General features: G+C 75.8%; 22 protein-coding genes. 14 read left to right on the top strand and 8 right to left on the bottom strand.

All coding sequences use genetic code 11. The features are described from left to right. Window positions 1-15: 15 nt before the first annotated feature. Complete coding sequence (locus tag VEW93_05415) at window positions 16-1,116, bottom strand: serine hydrolase (protein HYI61226.1); 1,101 nt, start codon at window positions 1,114-1,116, stop codon at window positions 16-18. 67 nt (window positions 1,117-1,183) lie between these two features. Here VEW93_05415 and VEW93_05420 point away from each other — a divergent pair, with 67 nt between their 5' ends. Beyond that, entirely contained in the window at window positions 1,184-2,791 is a 1,608-nt protein-coding gene (locus VEW93_05420) for an ABC-F family ATP-binding cassette domain-containing protein (protein ID HYI61227.1), read from the top strand. Window positions 2,792-2,801: 10 nt separating this feature from the next. On the opposite strand, the gene VEW93_05425 is transcribed toward VEW93_05420, so the two are convergent. The 3 genes from VEW93_05425 to VEW93_05435 all read right to left on the bottom strand — a co-directional run bounded on the left by VEW93_05425 (window position 2,802) and on the right by VEW93_05435 (window position 5,715). Then, entirely contained in the window at window positions 2,802-4,457 is a 1,656-nt protein-coding gene (locus VEW93_05425; protein HYI61228.1) for a fumarate hydratase, read from the bottom strand. A gap of 119 nt (window positions 4,458-4,576) precedes the next feature. Then, on the bottom strand, window positions 4,577-5,200 hold the full coding sequence (locus VEW93_05430) for a hypothetical protein (GenBank protein HYI61229.1): 624 nt from the start codon (window positions 5,198-5,200) through the stop codon (window positions 4,577-4,579). A gap of 5 nt (window positions 5,201-5,205) precedes the next feature. Beyond that, complete coding sequence (locus VEW93_05435) at window positions 5,206-5,715, bottom strand: hypothetical protein (protein HYI61230.1); 510 nt, start codon at window positions 5,713-5,715, stop codon at window positions 5,206-5,208. 159 nt (window positions 5,716-5,874) lie between these two features. Here VEW93_05435 and VEW93_05440 point away from each other — a divergent pair, with 159 nt between their 5' ends. Together VEW93_05440 and VEW93_05445 are read left to right on the top strand one after the other, a co-directional pair. After that, a complete protein-coding gene (locus VEW93_05440) occupies window positions 5,875-6,252 on the top strand; it encodes a DUF1360 domain-containing protein (protein HYI61231.1) in 378 nt (125 codons plus the stop codon). A gap of 44 nt (window positions 6,253-6,296) precedes the next feature. After that, window positions 6,297-7,688, top strand: coding sequence for a class II fumarate hydratase (locus VEW93_05445; GenBank protein HYI61232.1), 1,392 nt, complete (start codon window positions 6,297-6,299; stop codon window positions 7,686-7,688). Between the two features lie 30 nt (window positions 7,689-7,718). Here VEW93_05445 and VEW93_05450 read toward each other — a convergent pair whose 3' ends face one another. After that, the gene (locus tag VEW93_05450) at window positions 7,719-8,210 is read right to left on the bottom strand and encodes a hypothetical protein (protein HYI61233.1); all 492 of its coding nucleotides are present in this window, start codon (window positions 8,208-8,210) and stop codon (window positions 7,719-7,721) included. A gap of 98 nt (window positions 8,211-8,308) precedes the next feature. Between VEW93_05450 and VEW93_05455 the strand changes: the two genes are divergently transcribed. The 4 genes from VEW93_05455 (at window position 8,309) to VEW93_05470 (ending at window position 10,856) form a co-directional block, all read left to right on the top strand. Then, complete coding sequence (locus VEW93_05455) at window positions 8,309-8,782, top strand: hypothetical protein (GenBank protein ID HYI61234.1); 474 nt, start codon at window positions 8,309-8,311, stop codon at window positions 8,780-8,782. 37 nt (window positions 8,783-8,819) lie between these two features. Continuing rightward, complete coding sequence (locus VEW93_05460) at window positions 8,820-9,611, top strand: hypothetical protein (protein ID HYI61235.1); 792 nt, start codon at window positions 8,820-8,822, stop codon at window positions 9,609-9,611. A gap of 20 nt (window positions 9,612-9,631) precedes the next feature. Beyond that, window positions 9,632-10,096 (top strand): TIGR03618 family F420-dependent PPOX class oxidoreductase, encoded by a 465-nt coding sequence (locus VEW93_05465; GenBank protein ID HYI61236.1) that lies wholly within the window; start codon window positions 9,632-9,634, stop codon window positions 10,094-10,096. A gap of 73 nt (window positions 10,097-10,169) precedes the next feature. Next, window positions 10,170-10,856 carry a dienelactone hydrolase family protein gene (locus VEW93_05470; GenBank protein HYI61237.1) on the top strand — a complete coding sequence of 229 codons (687 nt, stop codon included), beginning with the start codon at window positions 10,170-10,172 and terminating at the stop codon, window positions 10,854-10,856. A 24-nt stretch (window positions 10,857-10,880) separates the two neighbouring features. Here VEW93_05470 and VEW93_05475 read toward each other — a convergent pair whose 3' ends face one another. Then, window positions 10,881-11,528, bottom strand: a complete 648-nt coding sequence (locus VEW93_05475; GenBank protein ID HYI61238.1) for a biliverdin-producing heme oxygenase — start codon at window positions 11,526-11,528, stop codon at window positions 10,881-10,883. A gap of 303 nt (window positions 11,529-11,831) precedes the next feature. Between VEW93_05475 and VEW93_05480 the strand changes: the two genes are divergently transcribed. The 6 genes from VEW93_05480 to VEW93_05505 all read left to right on the top strand — a co-directional run bounded on the left by VEW93_05480 (window position 11,832) and on the right by VEW93_05505 (window position 19,024). After that, window positions 11,832-13,172: a hypothetical protein gene (locus tag VEW93_05480; protein HYI61239.1), complete on the top strand. Its 1,341-nt coding sequence runs from the start codon at window positions 11,832-11,834 to the stop codon at window positions 13,170-13,172. Next, a complete protein-coding gene (locus VEW93_05485) occupies window positions 13,169-14,179 on the top strand; it encodes an ABC transporter substrate-binding protein (GenBank protein ID HYI61240.1) in 1,011 nt (336 codons plus the stop codon). The genes VEW93_05480 and VEW93_05485 overlap by 4 nt, the downstream gene beginning before the upstream one ends. 34 nt (window positions 14,180-14,213) lie before the next feature. Beyond that, window positions 14,214-15,461: an Ig-like domain-containing protein gene (locus tag VEW93_05490; protein ID HYI61241.1), complete on the top strand. Its 1,248-nt coding sequence runs from the start codon at window positions 14,214-14,216 to the stop codon at window positions 15,459-15,461. Further along, the gene (locus tag VEW93_05495) at window positions 15,458-17,020 is read left to right on the top strand and encodes a DUF4214 domain-containing protein (GenBank protein HYI61242.1); all 1,563 of its coding nucleotides are present in this window, start codon (window positions 15,458-15,460) and stop codon (window positions 17,018-17,020) included. Before VEW93_05490 ends, VEW93_05495 begins: the two co-directional genes overlap by 4 nt. Before the next feature lie 139 nt (window positions 17,021-17,159). Continuing rightward, window positions 17,160-18,203: an iron ABC transporter permease gene (locus tag VEW93_05500; GenBank protein ID HYI61243.1), complete on the top strand. Its 1,044-nt coding sequence runs from the start codon at window positions 17,160-17,162 to the stop codon at window positions 18,201-18,203. Further along, window positions 18,200-19,024 (top strand): heme ABC transporter ATP-binding protein, encoded by an 825-nt coding sequence (locus VEW93_05505; GenBank protein HYI61244.1) that lies wholly within the window; start codon window positions 18,200-18,202, stop codon window positions 19,022-19,024. Before VEW93_05500 ends, VEW93_05505 begins: the two co-directional genes overlap by 4 nt. Window positions 19,025-19,073: 49 nt before the next feature. Here the strand turns inward: VEW93_05505 and VEW93_05510 are convergent, their stop codons facing one another. Further along, window positions 19,074-19,709 carry a TetR/AcrR family transcriptional regulator gene (locus VEW93_05510; protein ID HYI61245.1) on the bottom strand — a complete coding sequence of 212 codons (636 nt, stop codon included), beginning with the start codon at window positions 19,707-19,709 and terminating at the stop codon, window positions 19,074-19,076. A gap of 31 nt (window positions 19,710-19,740) precedes the next feature. After that, a complete protein-coding gene (locus VEW93_05515) occupies window positions 19,741-20,055 on the bottom strand; it encodes a DUF2470 domain-containing protein (protein ID HYI61246.1) in 315 nt (104 codons plus the stop codon). 165 nt (window positions 20,056-20,220) lie between these two features. On the opposite strand from VEW93_05515, the gene VEW93_05520 reads away from it, so the two are divergent. Next, window positions 20,221-20,973: a PIG-L deacetylase family protein gene (locus VEW93_05520; GenBank protein HYI61247.1), complete on the top strand. Its 753-nt coding sequence runs from the start codon at window positions 20,221-20,223 to the stop codon at window positions 20,971-20,973. Window positions 20,974-21,233 lie beyond the last annotated feature (260 nt).

Consider the following 21,233-nt stretch of genomic DNA (forward strand, 5'->3'; position numbering starts at 1 on the left):
GGGGGAGGGGTGGGGTCAGGCGGGGGGGAACAGGTCGACCACGGCCAGGAGCCGGTCGTTGAGCAGGTCGATGTCGTCGGCCGCGGTCTTGCCCTGGCGGAACAGCACCAGGTCCCGGGTGGGCGACATGAGCAGGCGCTGGCCCTCGAAGCCGTGGGCCATGAACATGCCGTCGTCCCGGTGGGGGCGGGCCCACCAGTGGGCCCCGTGGTACATGCCCTCGTCCACGGAGCGGGGGGTGCGGCCGTGGTCGATCCAGTCGGGGGCCACCACCTCCCGGCCGTCCCAGGTGCCGCCCCGCAGCACCAGCAGCCCCAGCCGGAGCCAGTCCCGGGCCACCATGTCCACGTGCGACGAGGCCACCCACGTGCCCCGCCCGTCCAGCCCGAAGGTGGCCGAGGCCCCGAGGGGGGCCAGGATCGCCTCCTGGACCCAGGAGGTCATGGCCTCGCCATCCAGGCCCAGGGTGTCCTGGAGGGCCCGGGCCACGATGTTGGTGGTGCCCGACGAGTAGCAGTAGGCCTCCGGCGACCCGGGCCGCTGCACCAGGGGGAACGAGGCGGCGAAGGCGGCCATGTCGGCCGAGGCCTCGCCCCCGTAGAGCATGGTGATGACGTCCGGCAGGGGCGCCCCCTCGGCGGCCACGTACTCCTCCACCCAGGCCAGGCCCGGGCGCATGGCCAGCAGGTCGTCCCAGGTGATGGCCCGCCGGGGGTCGCCCTCGCCCTGCCAGGTCGGCACCGGGGCCGGGGCCGCCTCGTCCAGGAGGCCCTGGCCCCGGGCCACCCCGACGGCCAGGTGGAGGACGCTCTTGGCCATCGACCACGAGTAGAGGGGGTCGGTGGGGCCCAGGGGCCCGGGCTGCACGCCGGCCAGCTCGGCCAGCGGCCCCATCTCCCGGTGGCCGTAGCGCTCGACCACGATCCGGCCCCGGTGCACGATGGCCAGGGCGTTGGTGTGGCCCACGGCCGGCTCGGTGCCCGGCCCGACGAGGGCATCGATCCTGGCCTCCAGGCCCCCGTCGAGCGCTTCGGCCGGCGGCGCCGCCTCCTCCCACCCCTCCGTGGGCCAGGCCACGCCGGCCGGCTGGGACGGGAAGGGGAGCAGGTCGGGCACCGGCGGACGGTAGCAAGCGCCCCTCATCGCAGTTGGTGGCGGGGGCCCGGCGTGGCACCCTCACCAGGTGCTGACGGTCAACGGGCTCCGGGTCGATGTGGGGGGGACGATCCTCCTCGACGGCGTCTCCTTCACCGTCCGCGCCGGCGACAAGGTCGGCCTGGTGGGCCGCAACGGGGCGGGCAAGACGACCATGCTCAAGCTGCTGGGCGGGGCCGGTGAGCCGTCGCGGGGGAGCGTGCGCCGCGAGGGCGGCCTGGGCTACCTGCCCCAGGACCCCCGGCTCGACGGGGTGCCCGACACCCGCACCGGCCTGGAGCACGTCCTGTCCGGCCGGGGCCTGGACGAGGCCATCGTCCGCCTGGAGAAGCTGCGGGTCCGCATGGAGGAGGACCCCTCGGACCGGGCCGTCGAGCGCTACACCCGGGCCGAGGAGCGGTTCCGGATGGACGGCGGCTACCAGGCCGAGAGCGAGGTGCGCCGCCTGGCCGCCGGGCTGGGCCTGCCCGATGACCGCCTCGACCTCCCCGTCACCTCGCTGTCGGGCGGCCAGCGCCGCCGGGTCGAGCTGGCCCGCATCCTCTTCGCCGGCAGCGACCTGCTCCTCCTGGACGAGCCCACCAACCACCTCGACACCGACGCCAAGGAGTGGCTGCTCGAGTACATGCGCCGCTACCGGGGTGGCCTGCTGGTCATCAGCCACGACCTCGACCTCCTCGACGAGGCCATCACCCGGGTCATCCACCTGGACCGGGCGGGCCACGAGGAGCTGGGCACCATGCACGAGTACAAGGGCACGTACTCCCAGTACCAGCGCCAGCGGGCCGCCGACGAGGACCGCCTGCGCAAGGAGGCCGCGGCCCGGGCCAAGGAGGTCGACCGGCTGCAGAACATCGTGGACCGCTTCGGGGCCAAGGCTACCAAGGCGGCCATGGCCCACAGCCTGGAGAAGCGCATCGCCCGCATCCAGGACGGCGCCACCGACGCCCCCCGGCGCCAGCAGGTGGCCCGGGTGCGCTTCCCCGACCCGCCCCACGCCGGGCGCACGGTGCTGGAGGTGGCCGACCTGTCGGTGGCCTACGGCGACCTGCGGGTCTTCGACGGCGTGCGCTTCTCCATGGGGCGGGGCGAGCGCATGGTGGTCATGGGGTTCAACGGGGCCGGCAAGACCAGCCTGCTGCGCTCCCTGGCCGCGGTGCAGGAGCCGACCAGCGGCGAGGTGCGGCCCGGCCTCAACGTGTCGATCGGCTACTACGCCCAGGAGCACGAGGGCATCGACGCCCACCGGACCCTGCTCGACCAGCTCCGCGACGCCGCCACCGGCCAGAGCGAGAGCGAGCTGCGGGGCCTGCTGGGCATGTTCGGCCTGACCGGCGACAAGGTGTTCCAGGCCGCCGGCACCCTCTCCGGCGGCGAGAAGACCAAGCTGGCCCTGTGCCAGCTGGTGGCCGGGCGCCACAACCTGCTCCTGCTGGACGAGCCCACCAACAACCTGGACCCGGGCTCACGGGAGGCGGTGGCCTCCTCGCTGGCCGGCTGGCCGGGGAGCATCATCCTGGTGAGCCACGACACCGACTTCGTGCGGGCCCTTCGCCCGGACCGGGCCCTGCTCATGCCCGACGGCCACGTCGACCACTGGTCCGACGACCTGCTGGAGATGGTGGCCCTGGCCTGACCCCGGCCGGTCAGCGGGGCGGGCGCATGAGCTTGGCGCCCAGGTCGACCGGGCGGGACACCTCGGCGAAGAAGTCGTTGCCCTTGTCGTCCACCACCACGAAGGCGGGGAAGTCCTCGACCTGGATGCGCCACACCGCCTCCATGCCCAGCTCCGGGTACTCGAGCACCTCGACCCTGCGGATGCAGTCCCGGGCCAGGCGGGCCGCGGGCCCGCCCACCGAGCCCAGGTAGAAGCCGCCGTGGCGCCGGCAGGCGTCGGTGACCTGCTGGCTGCGGTTGCCCTTGGCCAGCATGACCAGCGAGCCCCCGGCGGCCTGGAAGCGCTCGACGTAGGCGTCCATGCGCCCGGCGGTGGTGGGCCCGAAGGAGCCCGAGGCGTAGCCCTCGGGGGTCTTGGCCGGCCCGGCGTAGTACACGGGGTGGTCCTGCAGGTACCGGGGCATGGCCTCGCCGGCGTCGAGGCGCTCGGCGATCTTGGCGTGGGCGATGTCGCGGGCCACCACCACGGTGCCGGTGAGGGAGAGCCGGGTCTTGACCGGGTGCCGGGCCAGCTCGGCCCGGATCTCGGCCATGGGCCGGTCCAGGTCGACCCGGACCACGTCGCCGCCCAGGCCCTCGTCGGTGACCTCGGGCAGGTACCGGGCCGGGTCGCGCTCCAGCTCCTCCAGGAAGACGCCCTCGGCGGTGATCTTGGCCCGGGCCTGGCGGTCGGCCGAGCACGACACGGCCACCGCCACCGGGCACGACGCCCCGTGGCGGGGCAGGCGCACGACCCGCACGTCGTGGCAGAAGTACTTGCCCCCGAACTGGGCCCCGATGCCGAAGGCCTGGGTGAGGCGCAGGACCTCCTCCTCCAGCTCCAGGTCGCGGAACCCGTGCCCGGCGGCCGAGCCCTCGGTGGGCAGCGCGTCGAGGTAGCGGGCCGAGGCCAGCTTGGCCGTCTCCAGCGCCGATTCGGCCGAGGTGCCGCCGATGACCACGGCCAGGTGGTACGGCGGGCAGGCCGAGGTGCCCAGCAGGCGCAGCTTGTCGTCCAGGAAGGCCATCAACCGGGCCGGGGAGAGCAGGGCCTTGGTCTCCTGGAACAGGAACGACTTGTTGGCCGAGCCGCCGCCCTTGGCCATGAACAGGAACGAGTACTGGGCCCCGTCCACCGCCGCGATCTTCACCTCGGCCGGCAGGTTGGTCCCGGTGTTGGCCTCGTCCCACGTGGTCAGGGGGGCCATCTGCGAGTAGCGCAGGTTGTGGCGCTGGTAGGTGTCGAAGATGCCCCGGCTGAGGGCCTCCTCGTCGCCCCCGCCGGTGAGCACCAGCTCGCCCTTCTTGGCCTTGACGATGGCCGTCCCCGTGTCCTGGCACATGGGCAGGATGCCGCCGGCGGCTACGTTGGCGTTCTGGAGCAGGTCGGTGGCCACGAAGCGGTCGTTCGCCGAGGCCTCGGGGTCGTCGAGGATGCGGGCCAGCTGGGCCAGGTGCCCCGGGCGCAGGTGGTGGGCGATGTCGTGCATGGCCTCGGCGGCCAGCGCGGTGAGCACCCGGGGCTCGACGGTGAGGAAGGTGCGGCCCGCGGCCTCCACGGTGGCCACGCCGTCGTCACCCAGGGCGCGATACGAGGTGGGGTCGGGCCCGGTGGGCAGCAGCGGCGTGTAGGTGAAGTCGGTCATCGGGCCCCCGGGGCGCTGTGGATCCGCCCGGCGGCGGGGCCGGGCGGATCCACGGTACGGCCGGGCCCGGGGAGCGGGCCATCCGGGCCGGCGGCCCGGCGGTCCGGGGAGCGGTCCGGTCAGCGGCTGCTCTTGCGGGCCGCCTTGGTGGCCCGGGCCTTGGAGTCGGCCTGGCGGGCGGCCCGGGTCCGGGAGGCGGCCGCCTTCTCCTTGGCCAGGGCCTTCTCCTCGGCGGTGAGGGCCTTGGCCCGGGACCGGCGGGCCTGGCGGTTCCGGGCCTGCTCGGCCTGCTCCTCGGCGTCCCGGGCCCGGCGCTCGGCCTGGCGGGCCTCGGCGTCGGCCCGGCGCTTGGCCTCGGACTTCTCGCGCTCGATGGCGCGGCTGCGCTCGGCCTCTTGGCGCTCGGCCTGCTCCTCGGCCCGGCGGGCCGCGGCGGTGCGGTCCCGGAGGGCCTCGTCGGCCTCGCCCCGCTTGGCCGCGGCCTCGGCCTCGAGGTCGGCGGCCTGGCGCAGGCGGGTGACCTTGGCCCGGAGCAGCCGGCCCTCCTCGGCCAGCACGGTGTCGCCCAGGACGGTGCCGGCGACCAGCTTGAGCTGGGCCTCCAGGCCCTCGAAGACGAGCGTGGGCGGCCACTCCTCGTCCTGGCCGTGGCCGGTGACGGTCTCGACCGCGGTGAGCGGCAGTCGCGCTGCGGCGACGCTGAGGCGCACGGTGGTGCGGGGGATCTGCTGGATGGTGGGCATGGGGGTCACCTCTCCTGGACGGTGTCGGCGGCGGCGTCGAGGACCTCGGCCTGGCGGCGGGCCCGTTCGGCCTCGCCTTCGAGCGTGTCGGCCTCCTGGTGCTCCTCGGCCCGGTCCCGGGCCGCCTCCACGCGCTGGTGGGCGGCGGCCCGCCCGGCCGCCCGGGTCTCGGCCTCGACGGCCTGCTCCCGGCCGGCGGCCTGGGCCTCGATGCGGGCCTCGCGCTTCTGGCGCTCCTCCTCGATGCGCTGCTGGCGCCGGTCGGCGGTCTCCTCGTCGGCCAGGCGGCGGCGCTCGGCCTCCAGGTCGTGCTCCCGCTGGGCCAGCTCGGCGTCCTCGGCGTCCTGGGCGGCCTGGGCCTCGAGCCGGTTGGCGTCGTCCAGGGCCTCGGCCTTCTCGGTGTGGAGCCGGCCCTCGCGGGCCAGGTCCTCGTCGCCGGTGACGGCGCCGGCCAGGCCCTTGGCCGCGCCCTTCACGCGTTCGACGAGGGGGCTGTCGTCGGTGGGTGGGGTCATGGGAACCTCGGGGGGTGGGATCGGGGGGGAGGCGTTCGCCTCCGGGACCGTGCTGCCCCCAGCAAGCAGGACGACGCAGATCGCGAACGTGCGATCGGTCACGTCGGTCCCGGGTCCCCCCAGGTGCGTGAGCGGGGCCGGCGGGGGCAGTCCCCCGTCGTGCGTTCCTCCTCCCGGTCCCCGTCCGAGCCCTTGGAGCTGGTGGTCGACGCCCTGGCCGCCTATCGCCTGACCCGGTTGGCCACGGCCGACGTCATCAGCGAGCCGTGGCGGCGCTCCCTGGTCGATCGCATGGTGCCGGACGGCCCCGAGACCCAGGAGGCCCTCGGCTCGGACACGGCCCAGCAGGTGGTCGACCAGTTGGCCGACCCCCCGAAGCTGGCCCGCCTGGTCACCTGCCGCTGGTGCGCCGGCATGTGGATCGCCGGGAGCGTGGTGGCGGCCCGGCGGGCCGCCCCCCGGGCCTGGGCTCCCGTGGCCACCGCCCTGGCCCTGTCGGCTGCGGCCAGCCTCCTGGCCCGGGCCGAGGACGACTGACCGTGGCCGGCGCGGGCCGGGGCCGCGGGCGGTAGACCGGGGCCATGGCCGACGAGGACGGGTTCCGGACCGAGCGCGACACCATGGGGGAGGTGCGGGTGCCGGCCGCGGCCCGGTGGGGGGCGCAGACGCAGCGGGCGGTCGAGAACTTCCCCGTGTCGGGCCTGCGGGTGGCCCCCGCCCTGATCCACGCCCTGGGGGCGGTCAAGGCGGCCGCGGCCGAGGTCAACGGGCGCCTGGGCGTCGTCGACGAGGACGTGGCCGCGGCCATCGCCGCCGCCGCCGGCGAGGTGGCCCAGGGCCGGTGGGACGACGAGTTCCCGGTCGACGTGTTCCAGACCGGGTCGGGCACGTCCACCAACATGAACGCCAACGAGGTGATCGCGGCCCTGGCCGGCGAGCGCCTGGGCCGCCCGGTGCACCCCAACGACGAGGTCAACGCCTCGCAGTCCTCCAACGACGTGTTCCCCACGGCCATCCACGTGGCCGCCGCGGTGGGCGTCCGCCACCGGCTGCTGCCGGCCCTGGACCACCTGGCCGCCGCCCTGCGCCGCAAGGCCGACGAGACCGCCGAGGTGGTGAAGGCCGGGCGCACCCACCTCATGGACGCCACCCCGGTGACCCTGGGCCAGGAGATGGACGGCTACGCCGCCCAGGTCGAGGCGGCCCGGGCCCGCCTGGCCGCCACCCTGCCCCGGGTGGGGCAGCTGCCGCTGGGGGGGACGGCCACCGGCACCGGGCTGAACGCCCCCGAGGGCTACGCCGCGGCCGCCATCGCCCTGGTGGCCGAGCGGCTCGACGTGGAGCTGGTGGAGGCCCCCGACCACTTCGCGGCCCAGGGGGGGCGCGACGAGCTGGCCAGCCTGTCGGGCGAGCTGCGGGCCCTGGGCGCCGGCCTGCTCAAGGTGGCCAACGACCTGCGCTGGATGGCCTCGGGCCCCCGCACCGGCCTGGCCGAGATCCGCCTGCCCGATCTCCAGCCCGGTTCGTCGATCATGCCCGGCAAGGTGAACCCGGTGATCCCCGAGGCGGTCAGCCAGGTGGTGGCCCAGGTCCACGGCAACGACACCGCGGTGGCCTTCGCCGCCAGCCAGGGCAACTTCGAGCTCAACGTGTTCCTGCCGGTGATCGCCCGCGGCCTGCTCGAGTCGGTCGACCTGCTGGCCTCGGTGAGCCGGCTGTTCGCCGACCGCTGCATCGACGGCATCGAGGCCGACGTGGACCGCTGCCGGGCCTACGCCGAGGCCACCCCCCAGGCCGCCACCGCCCTCAACCCGGTGCTGGGCTACGAGAGGGTGGCCGCCCTGGTGAAGGAGAGCGCGGCCACCGGCCGCTCGATCCGCGAGGTGGTGCTGGACGCCGGGTTGCTGGACGAGGCCGAGCTGGACCGGGCCCTGGACCTGCTGGCCCTCACCCGGGGCGGCCGGCCGTCCTGACCGGGCGGGCCCGGCCCGGCCTGGCCGGGGTCAAGTCGCCGGGGAGCCGGCGAAGGGCCCCGGGGCCCCGGGGGGCGGGACCTCGACCCGCGACCACGACATCATGCGGGTCAGCTCGCCGATGGCGGCGTCCCACTCGGCCGGGTCCCAGCCCTCGGCCACGCTGACCACCACCCGGTCCTGGCGCAGGTGCACGAAGGCGGGCAGGTGGGCCAGGCCGACGCCGGCCACGAAGGACCGGTCGGGGTCGCAGAAGGTGAGCAGGTCGTCGGCCCACGGGCCCAGGAAGGTGCGGGCGTCCGCCGCGTCGGAGGTGACGACCCAGGCCACGCGGCAGTCGGCCTCCCGGAACTCGGTGAGGAGGCGCCCGGCGGTGTCGAGGAGCCAGGCGCTCTCGGAGGTGAACGGGTCGATGACCACCACGGCGAGCTGGAAGGTGGTCAGCCAGTCGTCGAGGCTGGCCACGTCGCCGCTCAGGGCGGTGAGGGACACGCTGTCGGGGACCTGCTCAGCCACGGGCACGGCCCGAAGGTAGCAACGGCGCCCGGTGGCCCCGAAACCGTCGGGGCCCGGGGGGTCGGGGTAGGTTGCCGCGTCTTCCCCCTGCTCCGGAGGTCCCGTTGCTCGCCGCCATCTACGACTCGTTCCCCTACCGGTTGATGGTGCTGCTGCACATCTTCGCGGCGGTGGTGGCCTTCGCCCCGGCGTGGGTGTGGCCCGTGCTCAACGCCAAGATGCGCAAGGGCGAGGGGGTGCCGGGGTCGGTGCGGGCCCTGGTCCCGGTGCTGTCGGCCACCGTGTACGGCCCGGCCCTGATCCTCAACGGCGTGTTCGGGGCCCTGGCCGTGGTGCTCAGCCCCGACCCGGGCGGCCAGAAGCTGGTCGAGTTCTCCGACCCCTGGGTGTCGATCGCCCTCCTGCTGTGGTTCCTGATGCTGGGCATCCTGTTCCTGGCCCTCATCCCGGCCGAGCGCAAGGAGGCCCAGCAGGGGGCTTCGGTCGAGGCCGAGTCCCGGATCGCCATGTTCGGCGGCATGCTCCACCTGCTGTTCCTGCTCCAGCTCGTCAACATGATCTGGCAGCCGGGCGGCTAGCGCCGGGCCCGTGCACCCCATCGAGAGGCTCCGCGACGTGGCCCGCGCCCGCGGCGTCGACCCCGTGGACCTGGTGGCCGAGGCCGCCCACGCCCTCGGCGCCTTCGACGACGACCCGGCCGGGCTGGTGGCCGCCGCCCGCCGCCTGGTCGCCCGCCACCCGGCCGCCGGCGCCCTGTGGTGGATGTGCAGCCGGGTGCTGGTGGCGGCCGACCCGGCCGCCGAGGGACGGCGGGCCGCGGCCGAGGTGGAGGGCGACCCCACCGCCGCGGCGCTGGCCGCCGCCCTCCCCGACGAGGCCCGGGTGCTGGTCGTGGGCTGGCCCGGCACCGTGGTGCCGGCCCTGGCCCGGCGGGGCGACCTGGAGGTGCTGGCCGCCGACGACGGCACCGGCGTCGACGTGGGTCGGGTCCTGGCCCGGGTCGACGTCGACGTGGTCGACGTGCCCACCGAGGCGGTGGGGGCGGCGGCCGCCGCCGTGGACGTGGTGCTGATCGAGGCCGTGGCCGCCGGCCCGGCCGGGGCCCTGGCCGCCCGGGGGAGCCGGGCCGCGGCCGCCGTGGCCCGGGCCGCGGGGCGCACCGTGTGGCTGGTGGCCCCCGTGGGCCGGGTGCTGCCGGCGCCGCTGTTCGCGGCCTGCACCGACGCCGTGCTCGACACCGAGGAGCCCTGGGAGTCCGACCACGACCTGGTGCCGGGCCCCCTCGTCGACCGGGTGGTGGGGCCGGCCGGCCCGGTCGAGCCGACCGAGGGGCTGGGGCGCGCCACCTGCGGCGTGGCCTCCGAGCTGCTGCGCCCGGCCCGCACCCCCGGTTCCCACACGCCCTGACCACCGACCCTGGAGGCCCCGTGTCCCGACGCCAGCAGATCAAGATGGTCCCCGCCGAGGTCGAGGCCTTCCTGGCCGGGCGCCACACCATGAACCTGGCCACCCACAACCACGACGGCACCATCCACCTGGTGGCCATGTGGTACGGCTTCCTGCCCGACGGGACGGTGGGCTTCGAGACCTTCGCCCGGTCCCAGAAGGTGCAGAACCTGCGGCGCGACCCCCGGGTCACGGCCCTGGTCGAGGACGGCGACAGCTACCCCACGCTGCGCGGTGTCGAGCTGGTCGGCACCATGGAGCTGACCGACGACCGGGACACGCTCCTGGCCATCGCCACCAGCGTGCTGGACCGCTACCACCCCGAGGTGGCCGAGGCCGACCGGGCGGCGGTGGCCGAGGTGGTGGTCAACAAGCGGGTGGCCCTCCTCCTGCGCCCGGAGCGCACCGTCAGCTGGGACCACCGCAAGCTGGAGGGCGGCTACTGATCCCCGTTCCCGACGGCGGCTCCTGGTGGCGGGCTCCTGATGGCGGGGGAGCGGCGTGGGTAGGGTCGGCGCCATGGGTCAGGACGTTGAGTTCACGAACGGCGACGACACGGCGCACGGCTACCTGGCCGAGCCCGAGCGCGGGGTGGGTCCCGGGCTGATCGTCATCCAGGAGTGGTGGGGCCTGGTCGACCACATCCGCGACGTGTGCGACCGGTTCGCGGCCGAGGGCTTCGTGGCCCTGGCCCCGGACCTCTACCACGGCGAGACCACCACCGAGCCCGACGAGGCCGGCAAGCTCATGATGGCCCTGAACCTCGACCAGGCCGTGGCCGACATGTCGGGGGCCATCAAGTTCCTCCAGGAGAGCCCGTCGACCACCTCCGACGTCCTGGGTGTCACCGGGTTCTGCATGGGGGGCGGGCTGGCCCTGGTGCTGGCGGCCGAGCGGCCCGCCGCCTTCGGGGCCTGCGTCCCCTGGTACGGGCTCATCCCCTGGGAGCACGCCACGCCCGACTGGTCGAAGGTCCAGGCCGAGGTGCAGGGCCACTTCGCCGGCGAGGACGGCTTCTTCGGCCCCGACAAGGCCCGGGCGCTGGAGTCCGACCTGCGGGCCGCCGGCGTCGACGCCGAGATCACCATCTGGCCCGGGGTGGACCACGCCTTCTTCAACGACACCCGGCCCGAGGTCCACGACCCCGAGACGTCCCGCCGGGCCTGGGAGCAGGCCGTGGCCTTCCTCCACGCCCAGCTGGACTGACCCCCGGCCGAGCGGCGGGGCGCCTCAGGCCGGCTGGTCGAGCTGGCGGAAGAGGTCGGTGTTGAGGGCGTAGGCCACGCGGACCTCGTCGATGATGCGCTCGCGCTCCTCGTCGGACCACGGGGACCTGTCGAGCTGGGCCCGGTAGGCCTCCTTGACCGCCTTGGGGCTGGCGATGCGGTCGAAGGTGTAGAAGCGGACGTCGAGATCGGCATACGCCCGGGCCACCACCCGGCCGATGTGCTGGCCGCCCGACAGGTCGCCCAGGTAGCGGGTGTAGTGGTGGGCCACGAAGCCCCCGGGCCAGTCGGTGGTGCCCTCGATGCGGGCCACGTAGGCCGCGGTGGCGGGTCGGGGGGTGGGGGCGGCCACCGCCTCGGCGCCCAGCAGGGCGGCCACGTCGTGCTCCAGGGCCGGGGTGCGGGCCAGGTCGTCGGACAGGAAGGGGGCCACCACCGGGTCGCCCCGGAAGGTCTCGGCGGTGCGCTCCAGGGCCCGGTAGACGATGAGGTGCTGGGCCAGCATGTCGCCGATGCGGGCCCGCTCCAGGGTGCCGGCCATGAGGTCGCCCATGAGGGTCGAGCCCTCGGCGTCGCCGTGATCGGCCATCGTGCGCTCCCGCAGGGTGGTCGAGAAGCGCTGGTCGGGGCCGTCGTCGAGGGTGGTGGACATGTCTCTCCCGGTCGGGGTCCGGCTCCCGTCGGTGGGGCCGGGCGGCGTCAGTGTCGCTCCTGGCGGCCCCGAGCGCAAGGACCTTCACGACAAGATGTCGCGTCTTCACGACGGCTGGTCGTCTCATCGCCCTCTCGGGCCGACGAGCGGGGCTGGCGGGCCGGGGGCCGGGGCGGGGCGCCGCCCTGGACAGCTTGCGCGGTCGGCCTGTGGTGCGGCAACCTCTGCGATCTAGAAGGCATGGTTAACAGGAACTGCGAGGACGGCGAGATGAGTGTGGGTCGGAGGCGAGGGGAGGCGGGAGTGGGGCGCCGGGACCGCCGGCGGCCGCTGGGCGCCCGGGCCGCGCTGGCGGCCGCGGCTGTCGCCGGCCTGGCCTCCTTCGGAGCCGTCCCCCCGGCCGGCGCCGCCCCCACCGGCCCCCTGGCCGCCCAGGCCCGGCCCGGCAGCACCGTCTCGCCCGACGGCCTGACCGCCACCGACGGCCAGCGCACCCTCCGGGTGGCCCGGGCCGTCGACCTGGCCCCCGGGGGCCAGCAGGTCGCGGTGTCGGGCAGCGGCTACGACGTGAGCAAGGGCATCTACGTGGCCTTCTGCCTCGTCACCCCGCCCGACCAGCCCCCCTCGCCCTGCGGGGGCGGCATCGACATCGACGGCACCAGCGGCGCCTCGGCGTGGATCTCCTCCAACCCGCCCGCCTACGGCCAGGGCCTGGCCACGCCGTACGGGCCGGGCGGCACCTTCAGCGTGAGCGTGACCGTCAGCCCCGTCCTGGCCGGCGGCCACGACTGCCGGCAGGTGCAGTGCGCCATCGTCAGTCGCAGCGACCACGTGCGCACCGCCGATCGCAGCCAGGACCTGCTGCTCCCGGTCCGCTTCGCCAGCGGCGACGCGCCCCCACCGGTCGAGCCGGCCCCGTCGACCACGCCCTCGACCCTGCCGCCGCCCCCCGTGCCCACCACCACGGCCCCGGCGCCCGCCCCGGAGGCCACCCTCTCGGCCGACGGCCGCACCGCCACCGCGGCCGAGCGCACCGTCACCGTGTCCGAGGTGGGCGACCTGGACCCCGCCGGCACCACCGTCACCGTGTCCGGCGCCGGCTTCGACGAGAGCAAGGGCGTGCTGGTGTCGCTGTGCCGGGTGGCCGCCAGCCCCACCGAGGCCCCGGGCCCGTGCCTGGCCGGGTCCAGTCCCGGCGCCTCGCGCTGGGTGTCGTCGTCGCCCCCCGACCACGCCGTCGACCTGGTGGTGCCGTACCGGGAGGGCGGCGCCTTCGAGGTCGAGCTGGACGTGGCCCCGGTGATCGACGGCGAGACCGACTGCCGGGAGGTCGACTGCGCGGTGGTGGTCCGGCGGGACGACGCCGCGGCCGACGACCGCACCCTCGACCTGGCCGTGCCCGTGGCCTTCGGCGACGAGCGGCCGGCCTCGACCACCACCGCCACCACCGGGGCCGAGCGGGCCGCGCCCCCCGCCCCCGTGGCCGACACCTCGGGCAACGACGACGGCGGCTCGGGGTCGGCCCTGCCCTGGATCCTGCTGGCCCTGGTGGTGGTGGCCGCCGGGGGCGGGGGCATCGCCGCCGTCCTGCGCTCCCGGCGGCCCCCGTCGCCGGCCCCCACCCCCGGCGGGGGCCCGACGTGACCGCCCGGCCCGGCCGCCGCCTGGCCGCCGCCTCCCTGGTCGCCCTGCTGGGCCTGGGCACCCTGGCCTGCAGCGGGTCCGACGGCCCCGGCGCGGCCCAGGCCGGCCCCGGGCCGGGGGAGCGGCCCGAGGACCGCTCGGTGGAGGCGGTGGGCACCGACGCGCCGCCCGAGCTGCCCACCGAGGTGCGCTCGGCCGACGGCCGCACCGTCCGGGTCGACGACGTGAGCCGCATCGTCTCCCTGTGGGGCAACATCACCGAGACCGTCTACGGGCTGGGCCTGGGTGACAACGTGGTGGGCCGGGACGTGGCCTCCACCTTCGTCGAGGCCGAGGAGGTCCCCGTCGTCACCCGGGGCCACGACGTGTCGGCCGAGTCGGTGCTGTCCCTGCGCCCGACCGTGGTCCTGGTCGACCCCACCATCGGCCCGCCCGAGGCCGTCGACCAGATCCGCAACGCCGGGGTCCCGGTGGTGGTGGTGGACGAGGTCACCACCCTGGAGGGCATCGGCGGCCGCATCCGCCAGATCGCCCAGGCCCTGGGGGTGCCGGCCGCCGGCGCGGCCCTGGCCCGGGAGGCGGCCGAGGAGATCACCGCCGTGCAGGCCGGCATCCCCGAGGGACCCCGCCCCCGCGTCGCCTTCCTGTACATGCGGGGCTCGGCCGGCGTCTACCTCATCGCCGGCCCCGGCTCCGGCGCCGACGCCATGATCGAAGCGGCCGGGGGCGAGGACGCCGGCACCGCCATGGGGTTGGAGAAGCCGTTCACCCCCATCACCAGCGAGGCCCTCACCGAGGCCGCCCCCGACGTGATCCTCATGACCACCACCGGCCTCGACTCGGTGGGCGGGATCGACGGCCTGGTCCAGATCCCCGGCATCGGCCAGACCCCCGCCGGCCGCGACCGCCGCATCGTCACCGTCGAGGACGGCCTGCTCTACAGCTTCGGCGGCCGCACCGCCCGGGCCCTGGAGCTCATCGTCGACCAGCTCCACACCGGCCCGTGACCCCCGCCCGCCCCGCCCTCCAGGAGGAGCGCCCATGACCCCGCCGCCGAGCCCCACCCGTCCCTCCGCCGGTCGCCGCCTGGCCGCGGCCCTGGCCGCGGTGGCCACCGCCGGGGTGCTGGTGGCGCTGGCCCCGGCCGGCGCCGGTGCCGCCCCTGGCGACCCGGTCGCCCCCGACCCGGCCCCCGCCCCGACGGCCGACGAGCGGGCCGCGGTGGCCACCACCACGGTCCTGGCCGCCAGCGCCTCCAGCGTGGAGGCCGGCGACCCGCTCACCCTCACGGCCACCGTCACCGCCCCCGGCGGGGCCCCGATCACCAGCGGCACCGTCGAGCTGTTCGCGGGGGCCACCTCCCTGGGCACGGCCGAGCTCAACGGCCTGGGCGAGGCCACCCGGGCCGTCACCTTCGCCACCCCCGGCACAAGGGCCGTGACGGCCGAGTTCCTGGGCACGGTCGACGCCGACCCCAGCACCTCCGCATCCCTGGCCGTGGCCGTCACCACCGCCACCGAGCACCCGGCCGAGCCGCCCACCCAGCCTCCCACCGCCACCCCCCGGGCCACCGGCGTGGGCACCGGCCCCGCGGGCCAGACCCTCACCGTGACCCCCGTCGACGCCCTCGACCCGGCCGGGACCGAGGTCGAGGTGGTGGGCCGGGGCTACATCGCAGCCGCCGGCTTCGACGTCGCCACCGAGGGCATGTACCTGGCCCTCTGCGTCGACCAGGGGCCGGGCGTGGCCCCCAGCCCGTGCGTGGGCGGGGCCGACACCACCGGGGCCACCGGCTCGTCGACGTGGGTCACCAACAACCCCTACGACGGCGTGCCCCCCGAGGCGGTGACCGCGGTCGAGCCCGACGGCTCGTTCCGGGCCACCCTCACCCTGGCCGCCCGGGACGAGTTCGTGGACTGCCTGGCCCTGGCCTCCGGTGAGCGCTGCGTGCTGGCCAGCCGGATGGACCACCGGGCCAGCGCCGATCGCAGCCAGGACGTGAAGGTCCCGGTGTGCTGGGCCGGCCAGGCCGCCTGCACCACCGACCCCATCGCCCCCGCCGACCCCGACGCGCCGCCCGCCTTCACCGGCTACCAGATCACCCCGGCCGGCCCCTCGTCGCGGGCCACCACCGGGGGGACCCGCCCGACCCTGGCCGCCACCGGGGCTGATGTCCGCCTCCTCCCGTGGGGCCTGGCCCTGCTGGGCGGGGGCGCCGCCCTGCTGCTCGGCTCCCGCCGGGCCCGACGCACCACCCACGCCCACCCCACCGGAGGAGCACCCTCATGACCACCGTCCCCACCCCGCCCCGCCGGGCCCGCCGCTCGGTGGCCGCCCTGGTGGCGGCCGCCCTGGCCGGCACCGCCGTGAGCGCGCTGGCCCTGGTGGCCCCGACCCCCGCCGGGGCGGCCCCGGGTGTCGACACCGGATCAGCGGGCCAGACCCTCACCGTCTCCGACGTCGACGCCCTCGACCCCAACGGCGCCACCGTCACCGTGACCGGCACCGGTTTCGACGCCGAGGCCGGGTTCGACGTGTCGACCATGGGCCTCTACCTCTCGGTGTGCGTCGACAAGGGGGCCGGCCAGGCCACCCCGTGCATCGGCGGCATCGACCAGACCGGGGGCACGACCGGCACCCGGTGGATCACCAACAACCCCATCGGCGACGCCGACGTGGTGCCCATCTCGGCCACCGGCTCGTTCAGCACCACCCTGCGGGTGGCGTCCTGGGACGAGAACACCGACTGCCTCGACCTGGCCGAGGAGGCGTGGGCGTGCAAGATCGTGACCCGGGTCGACCACCGGGGCAGCGGCAACCGCAGCCAGGACGTACGGGTGCCCATCGACTTCGCCGCCGGGCCCCGGCTGCTGCTCACTCCGGCCGGCGGGTTCGACCCCGACGGCGACGACATCACCGTCAAGGGCAGCGGCTACCCGACCACCTCCCCCGGTGTCTACGTCCTCTACGGGCCGGAGCCCCAGAACACCACCGACGCCACGCCGTACCAGCGGACCGCCTTCATCCCCTCGGTGGCCATGGCCGGCGGCGCCTTCCAGACGACCCTGGAGGACGTCCAGGCCGTCTACACCGGGGCCGACGAGGTGGACCGCGACTTCCGCACCGGCGGCGGCTTCGTCTCCACCTTCCGGGCCCACGGCGTCCCCGACCCGGCGGGGGACTGGTCGGCCAACCTCCCGGTGGTCTTCGACCGCCGCAGCGCCGAGGAGTCGTTCGTGACCGCCACCCTCACCGACTTCCTGGGCGACGCGCCGACCGACGGCGAGGTGGCCGACGGGGTCGACCACCTCGAGGTCCGGGGCACGGCCGGGTACCTGCGGGACCTCTCGACCTCCGACCAGTGGCTGGAGGCCCTGGTCGACAAGCTGTACCAGGACACCCTGGGGCGGGCCGGCGACCCCGGCGGCGTCGCCTACTGGGTGGGCCAGCTCCGCAGCGGGCGCCGCACCGTGGCCCGGGTGGCAGCCGAGTTCTACGCGTCGGACGAGTACTTCGACGGGATCGGCGGCGGCACCGTGGGGACCTGGGTCGACGACCTGTACCAGAAGATCCTGCTGCGGGACTCCGACCCGTCGGGCCGGGCCTACTGGATCGGCCAGGTGGCGGCCCAGGGCCGGGGCCGCGTCGCCCTCCGCCTCTACCAATCCGACGAGTCGGCCCGCACCCGGGTCCGGGCCCTCTACCAGGCCCTGCTGGGCCGGAGCGCCGACGCCGCCGGCCTGGCCTATTGGACCCCACGGGTCATCAGCCGCGGCGACCTGGCCCTGGCCGTGTTCCTGGCCGCCAGCCCCGAGTACGCCACCCGCGCCGTCACCCGCTTCCCGTGAGGTCCGGGTGAGCGGCCGGGGGGCCACCGACATCGGTCCCGACCCGAGGGGCCCCCGGACCGGGGGCCCCTCGGCCGCGCCCGGCCCGCCCCCGGCGCCCCCCGGCGCCGGTCCCGGCGGGGAGCCGGCGGAGATCGCCGTGGCCCCCACCAGCTGGGTCCGCTCCGGCCTGCTGCTGGTGGCCCTGGCCGCCGGCCTGGTCGTGCTGACCGTGGCGGCCGGGGCCTCGGGCGCCTTCCGCATCCCCCCGTCCGAGGTCCTGGGCTCGATCCTGCACCGCATCGGCCTGGGCTGGGGGTCCACCCCCGACGCGCTGGGCGAGGACGTGCTGTGGCAGATCCGCTTCCCCCGGGTGGCCCTGACCGTGCTGGTGGGCGGCTCGCTGGGCTGCGCCGGCGCCCTGATGCAGGGCACGTTCAGCAACCCCCTGGCCGAGCCGGGCATCGTCGGCGTCTCCTCCGGGGCGGCTCTGGGCGCGGTCCTGGTCATCGTCACCGGGCTGGCCCCGTTCGGCACCTGGAGCATCACCGGCGCCGCCTTCGTGGGCGGCCTGGCCACCGTGTTCGCCGTCTACGCGGCGTCCCGGGCCGACGGGCGCACCGAGGTCATCACCATGGTGCTCACCGGCATCGCCCTCAACGCCCTCACCGGGGCCGTGCTGGGCCTGCTCACCTACTACTCCGACGACGCCCAGCTCCGCAGCATCACCTTCTGGACCCTGGGCAGCATGGCCCAGGCCACGTGGACGAAGGTGGCCGTGGTGGCCCCGCTGGCCCTGGTGGGCATCGGCGTGGCGCCCCTGTTCGCCCGCCGCCTCGACCTGCTGGCCCTGGGCGACGGGCCCGCCCGCCACCTGGGGGTCGACGTGGAGCGCACCCGCCGGGTGGTGCTCCTGCTGGTGGCCGTGCTCACCGCCTCGGCGGTGGCCATCTCCGGCCAGGTGCTGTTCGTGGGCCTGGTCATCCCGCACCTGGTCCGCATGGTGGCCGGCCCCGGCCACCGCCTGCTCATCCCCGGCTCCGCCCTGGCCGGGGCCACCATCCTGGTCGGGGCCGATCTCGCCGCCCGGACCATGGCGTCGCCGGCCGAGGTGCCCCTGGGCGTGCTCACCGCCCTGGTGGGCAGCCCCTTCTTCTTCTGGCAGCTGCGGCGCATGAGGGCCCGCCAGGGGGGCTGGGCATGAGGTCCCTGCTGGCCGCCCGCCGGGCCGTGCCCCCCGACCCGCCGGCCGCCGGCACCGTGGCCCTGGAGGCGGTCGAGGTGCTGGTGGAGATCGACGGGCACGTCATCTTGGGCGGGGTCGACCTGGCCGTGGGGGCCGGGGAGATCGTGGCCCTGGTCGGCCCCAACGGGGCGGGCAAGTCGACCCTCCTCGGGGCCCTGGCCGGCGACCTGGACCGCACCGCCGGCGAGGTGTGGCTGGCCGGGCGGCCCCTGGAGGCCTGGGCCGGGGTCGACCTGGCCCTGCGCCGGGCCGTGCTGCCCCAGCAGGTCACGGTCACCTTCCCGTTCACGGTGCGCGACGTGGTGGAGATGGGCCGGGCCCCGTGGGTGGCCGTCGACGGCGATCCCGACGGGGACGCGGTGGTCGAGGACGCCCTGCGGGCCACCGACGTGGGCCACCTGGCCACCCGCCGCTTCCCCTCCCTCTCGGGGGGCGAGCGGGCCCGGGCCGCCCTGGCCCGGGTGCTGGCCCAGCGGACCCCGGTGCTGTTGCTGGACGAGCCCACCGCCGCGCTCGACCTGCACCACCAGGAGCTGGTGCTGGGCCTGGCCCGCCAGCGGGCCGAGACCGGGGTGGCCGTGGTGGTGGTGCTCCACGACCTGGGCCTGGCCGCGGCCCACGCCGACCGCATCGTGGTCCTGCAGGCCGGGGCCGTGGTGGCCGCCGGCCCGCCGGCCGAGGTGCTCGAGGCCGAGCTCCTGAGCGCCGTCTACCAGCACCCCGTCGAGGTGGTGGCCCACCCCCGCACCGGCGTGCCCCTGGTCCTGCCCCGGCGTTGACCGTCGCCGGCCGGCGGGTTGAGGGTCGGCGGACCCGGGCGGCCCGGCGTCAGCGGCGTCGGGGGATGCGGCGGGGCGAGCCGTCGGCCATGACCCGGGCGCCCAGGGCTCGCAGCACGAAGCTCTCGGTCAGGGCGATGGTGCGCTCCAGGTCCTCGGGGTCGGGGTGCAGCGAGCTGCCCCGCCCGATGCAGGCGTTGATCATCGAGGCCGTGGCCCCCAGGTCCTCCGACAGCATGTAGCGGCCGTCGACGCCGGCCCGCAGGATCGACAGCAGGGCGTCCTCCAGGGCCTGGACGTGGTCGAGGATCTTCCCGAAGGCGTCCTGGGGGAGCAGGTGGCGCAGGGCCGGGCCCGGGGGCAGGTGGTTCTCGGAGAAGTAGGTGAGCTGGTGGCGGATGTAGGCCCGCATCTGGCCCACCGGGTCGTCGACCTCCCGGAGGGCGTCACGCAGCTGGGCCACGTAGCGGTCGGTCTCCCGGCCCACGTGCTCGACCAGCAGCGACTCCTTGTCCGGGAAGTAGTTGTACATGGCCGTGCGGGCCAGGCCGGCGGCCTCGGCCACATCCGCCAGGCTGACCGAGTCGTAGCCCCGCTCGTACATGAGCCGGGCCAGGGCCTCGAAGATGCGCTCCCGGGTCACGTCCCGGTGCGCCTCCAGCGACCCGCCGATCACCTTGGGCACGAGCGCCCCCCGTCGTCGGGCCCGGGCACGGTCAGTGCTCCCGGGCCGGCAGGCCGAGGGCGGCGGCGGCCTCGGTGTGCATGCGCACCACCTCGGTCCGGACCTGGGCCCGCTCGGTGATCGGCTCGGCCCACGGGACGACCACCGAGGTCGGCGACCCGTCGACGGTGGCCTCGAACTCGATCCCGGCCGGGGTCATGCCGGTCATGGTGGCGGCGGTGGTGGCCGGCTGGCCGCCCAGGCCGCGGCAGATGGTCACGTTGTCCTCGGCGTGGTCGTCGTTCATGTGCCGGGCGATGGCGGACACCACCTCGGGGGAGAACGGGCTGGGCGGGACGTCGCTCATGCGGTGCCTCACTGGGAGCAGGGCGGCGGGCGCCGCGGCGGGGGCCAGGATACGGCGGGCCCTCCACGGCCGGGGAGCCGAGCCCGGGACCGGGCCCCACCCTCCCGGAACCGGTGGGGTGGGGCGGGGCGGCGGGGGACGCCTGGCCGGGGCAGGATGCCGGGGATGGACGCCGCCGACCTGCCCGTGCCCCCGCTGGAGCCCCTGCCCGAGGACTGGGCCACGGCCCTGGCCGTGGTGGCCCACCCCGACGACATGGAGTACGGGGCCTCGGCCGCGGTGGCCCGCTGGACCGACCAGGGCAAGCGGGTGGCCTACCTGCTGGTCACCGCCGGGGAGGCCGGCATCGACGGGCTGGCCCCAGAGGAGGCCGGGCCCCTGCGGGCCGAGGAGCAGCGGGCCGCCTGCGCCGCGGTGGGCGTCGACGACCTGGAGATCCTGGACCATCCCGACGGCATGCTGGTCCCCGGCCTGGACCTGCGCCGGGACATCGCCGCGGCCATCCGGCGGGTGCGGCCGGAGCTGGTGGTCACCCTCAACCACCACGACACCTTCGGCCCCGGGGCCCTGAACATGGCCGACCACAAGGTGACCGGCCTGGCCGTCATCGACGCCGTGCGCGATGCCGCCAACCGCTGGGTGTTCCGGGACCTGGCCGAGCACCAGGGCCTGGAGCCGTGGGGCGGGGTGCGATGGGTGGCGGTGGCCAACTCGCCGGTGCCCACCCACGCCGTGCCGGTCGGCGAGGGCGACGTCGAGCGGGCGGTGGCCTCCCTGGAGGCTCACCGGGCCTACCTGGACGGCCTGGGAGGGGGCGCCATGGCCGACCCCGGCGCCTTCCTGCGGGGCCTCTTCGCCTCGGCCGCCCCCCGCTTCGCCGGCACCCCCGCCATGACCTTCGAGCTCCTCCCCATGTGAGGCTCGACGGTGCTGCGGCGGGCGATGCCTTTTCCCGCGTCGGACGATATCGCGCAGTTTCGGCAAGACTGGCTTGGGCATGGTGCGAAGGAGCGTACGTCCACCCCGCCGGGTGCCGGACGTGCGCATCGGAGAAGTGTTCATCTACAGGGGGATTCCTGCTCATGTTGTCCAAGAAGACCGTGGTGATGGTGGCGGTGGCTATGGCGTCGACGCTTGCCTTCGCTTTTGCCCCCCCCCCCCAGTAGGAGCAGGGCCTT

Source organism: Acidimicrobiales bacterium, from assembly GCA_035630295.1.
Classification (GTDB): domain Bacteria; phylum Actinomycetota; class Acidimicrobiia; order Acidimicrobiales; family Iamiaceae; genus Iamia.

Excerpts from the sequence above, each read along its gene's own strand:
- VEW93_05425 (HYI61228.1), bottom strand. The coding sequence starts at position 4,457 with ATGACCGACTTCACCTACACGCCGCTGCTGCCCACCGGGCCCGACCCC.
- VEW93_05430 (HYI61229.1), bottom strand. The coding sequence starts at position 5,200 with ATGCCCACCATCCAGCAGATCCCCCGCACCACCGTGCGCCTCAGCGTC.
- VEW93_05435 (HYI61230.1), bottom strand. The coding sequence starts at position 5,715 with ATGACCCCACCCACCGACGACAGCCCCCTCGTCGAACGCGTGAAGGGC.
- VEW93_05445 (HYI61232.1), top strand. The coding sequence starts at position 6,297 with ATGGCCGACGAGGACGGGTTCCGGACCGAGCGCGACACCATGGGGGAG.
- VEW93_05470 (HYI61237.1), top strand. The coding sequence starts at position 10,170 with ATGGGTCAGGACGTTGAGTTCACGAACGGCGACGACACGGCGCACGGC.
- VEW93_05475 (HYI61238.1), bottom strand. The coding sequence starts at position 11,528 with ATGTCCACCACCCTCGACGACGGCCCCGACCAGCGCTTCTCGACCACC.
- VEW93_05490 (HYI61241.1), top strand. The coding sequence starts at position 14,214 with ATGACCCCGCCGCCGAGCCCCACCCGTCCCTCCGCCGGTCGCCGCCTG.
- VEW93_05495 (HYI61242.1), top strand. The coding sequence starts at position 15,458 with ATGACCACCGTCCCCACCCCGCCCCGCCGGGCCCGCCGCTCGGTGGCC.
- VEW93_05505 (HYI61244.1), top strand. The coding sequence starts at position 18,200 with ATGAGGTCCCTGCTGGCCGCCCGCCGGGCCGTGCCCCCCGACCCGCCG.
- VEW93_05515 (HYI61246.1), bottom strand. The coding sequence starts at position 20,055 with ATGAGCGACGTCCCGCCCAGCCCGTTCTCCCCCGAGGTGGTGTCCGCC.
- VEW93_05520 (HYI61247.1), top strand. The coding sequence starts at position 20,221 with ATGGACGCCGCCGACCTGCCCGTGCCCCCGCTGGAGCCCCTGCCCGAG.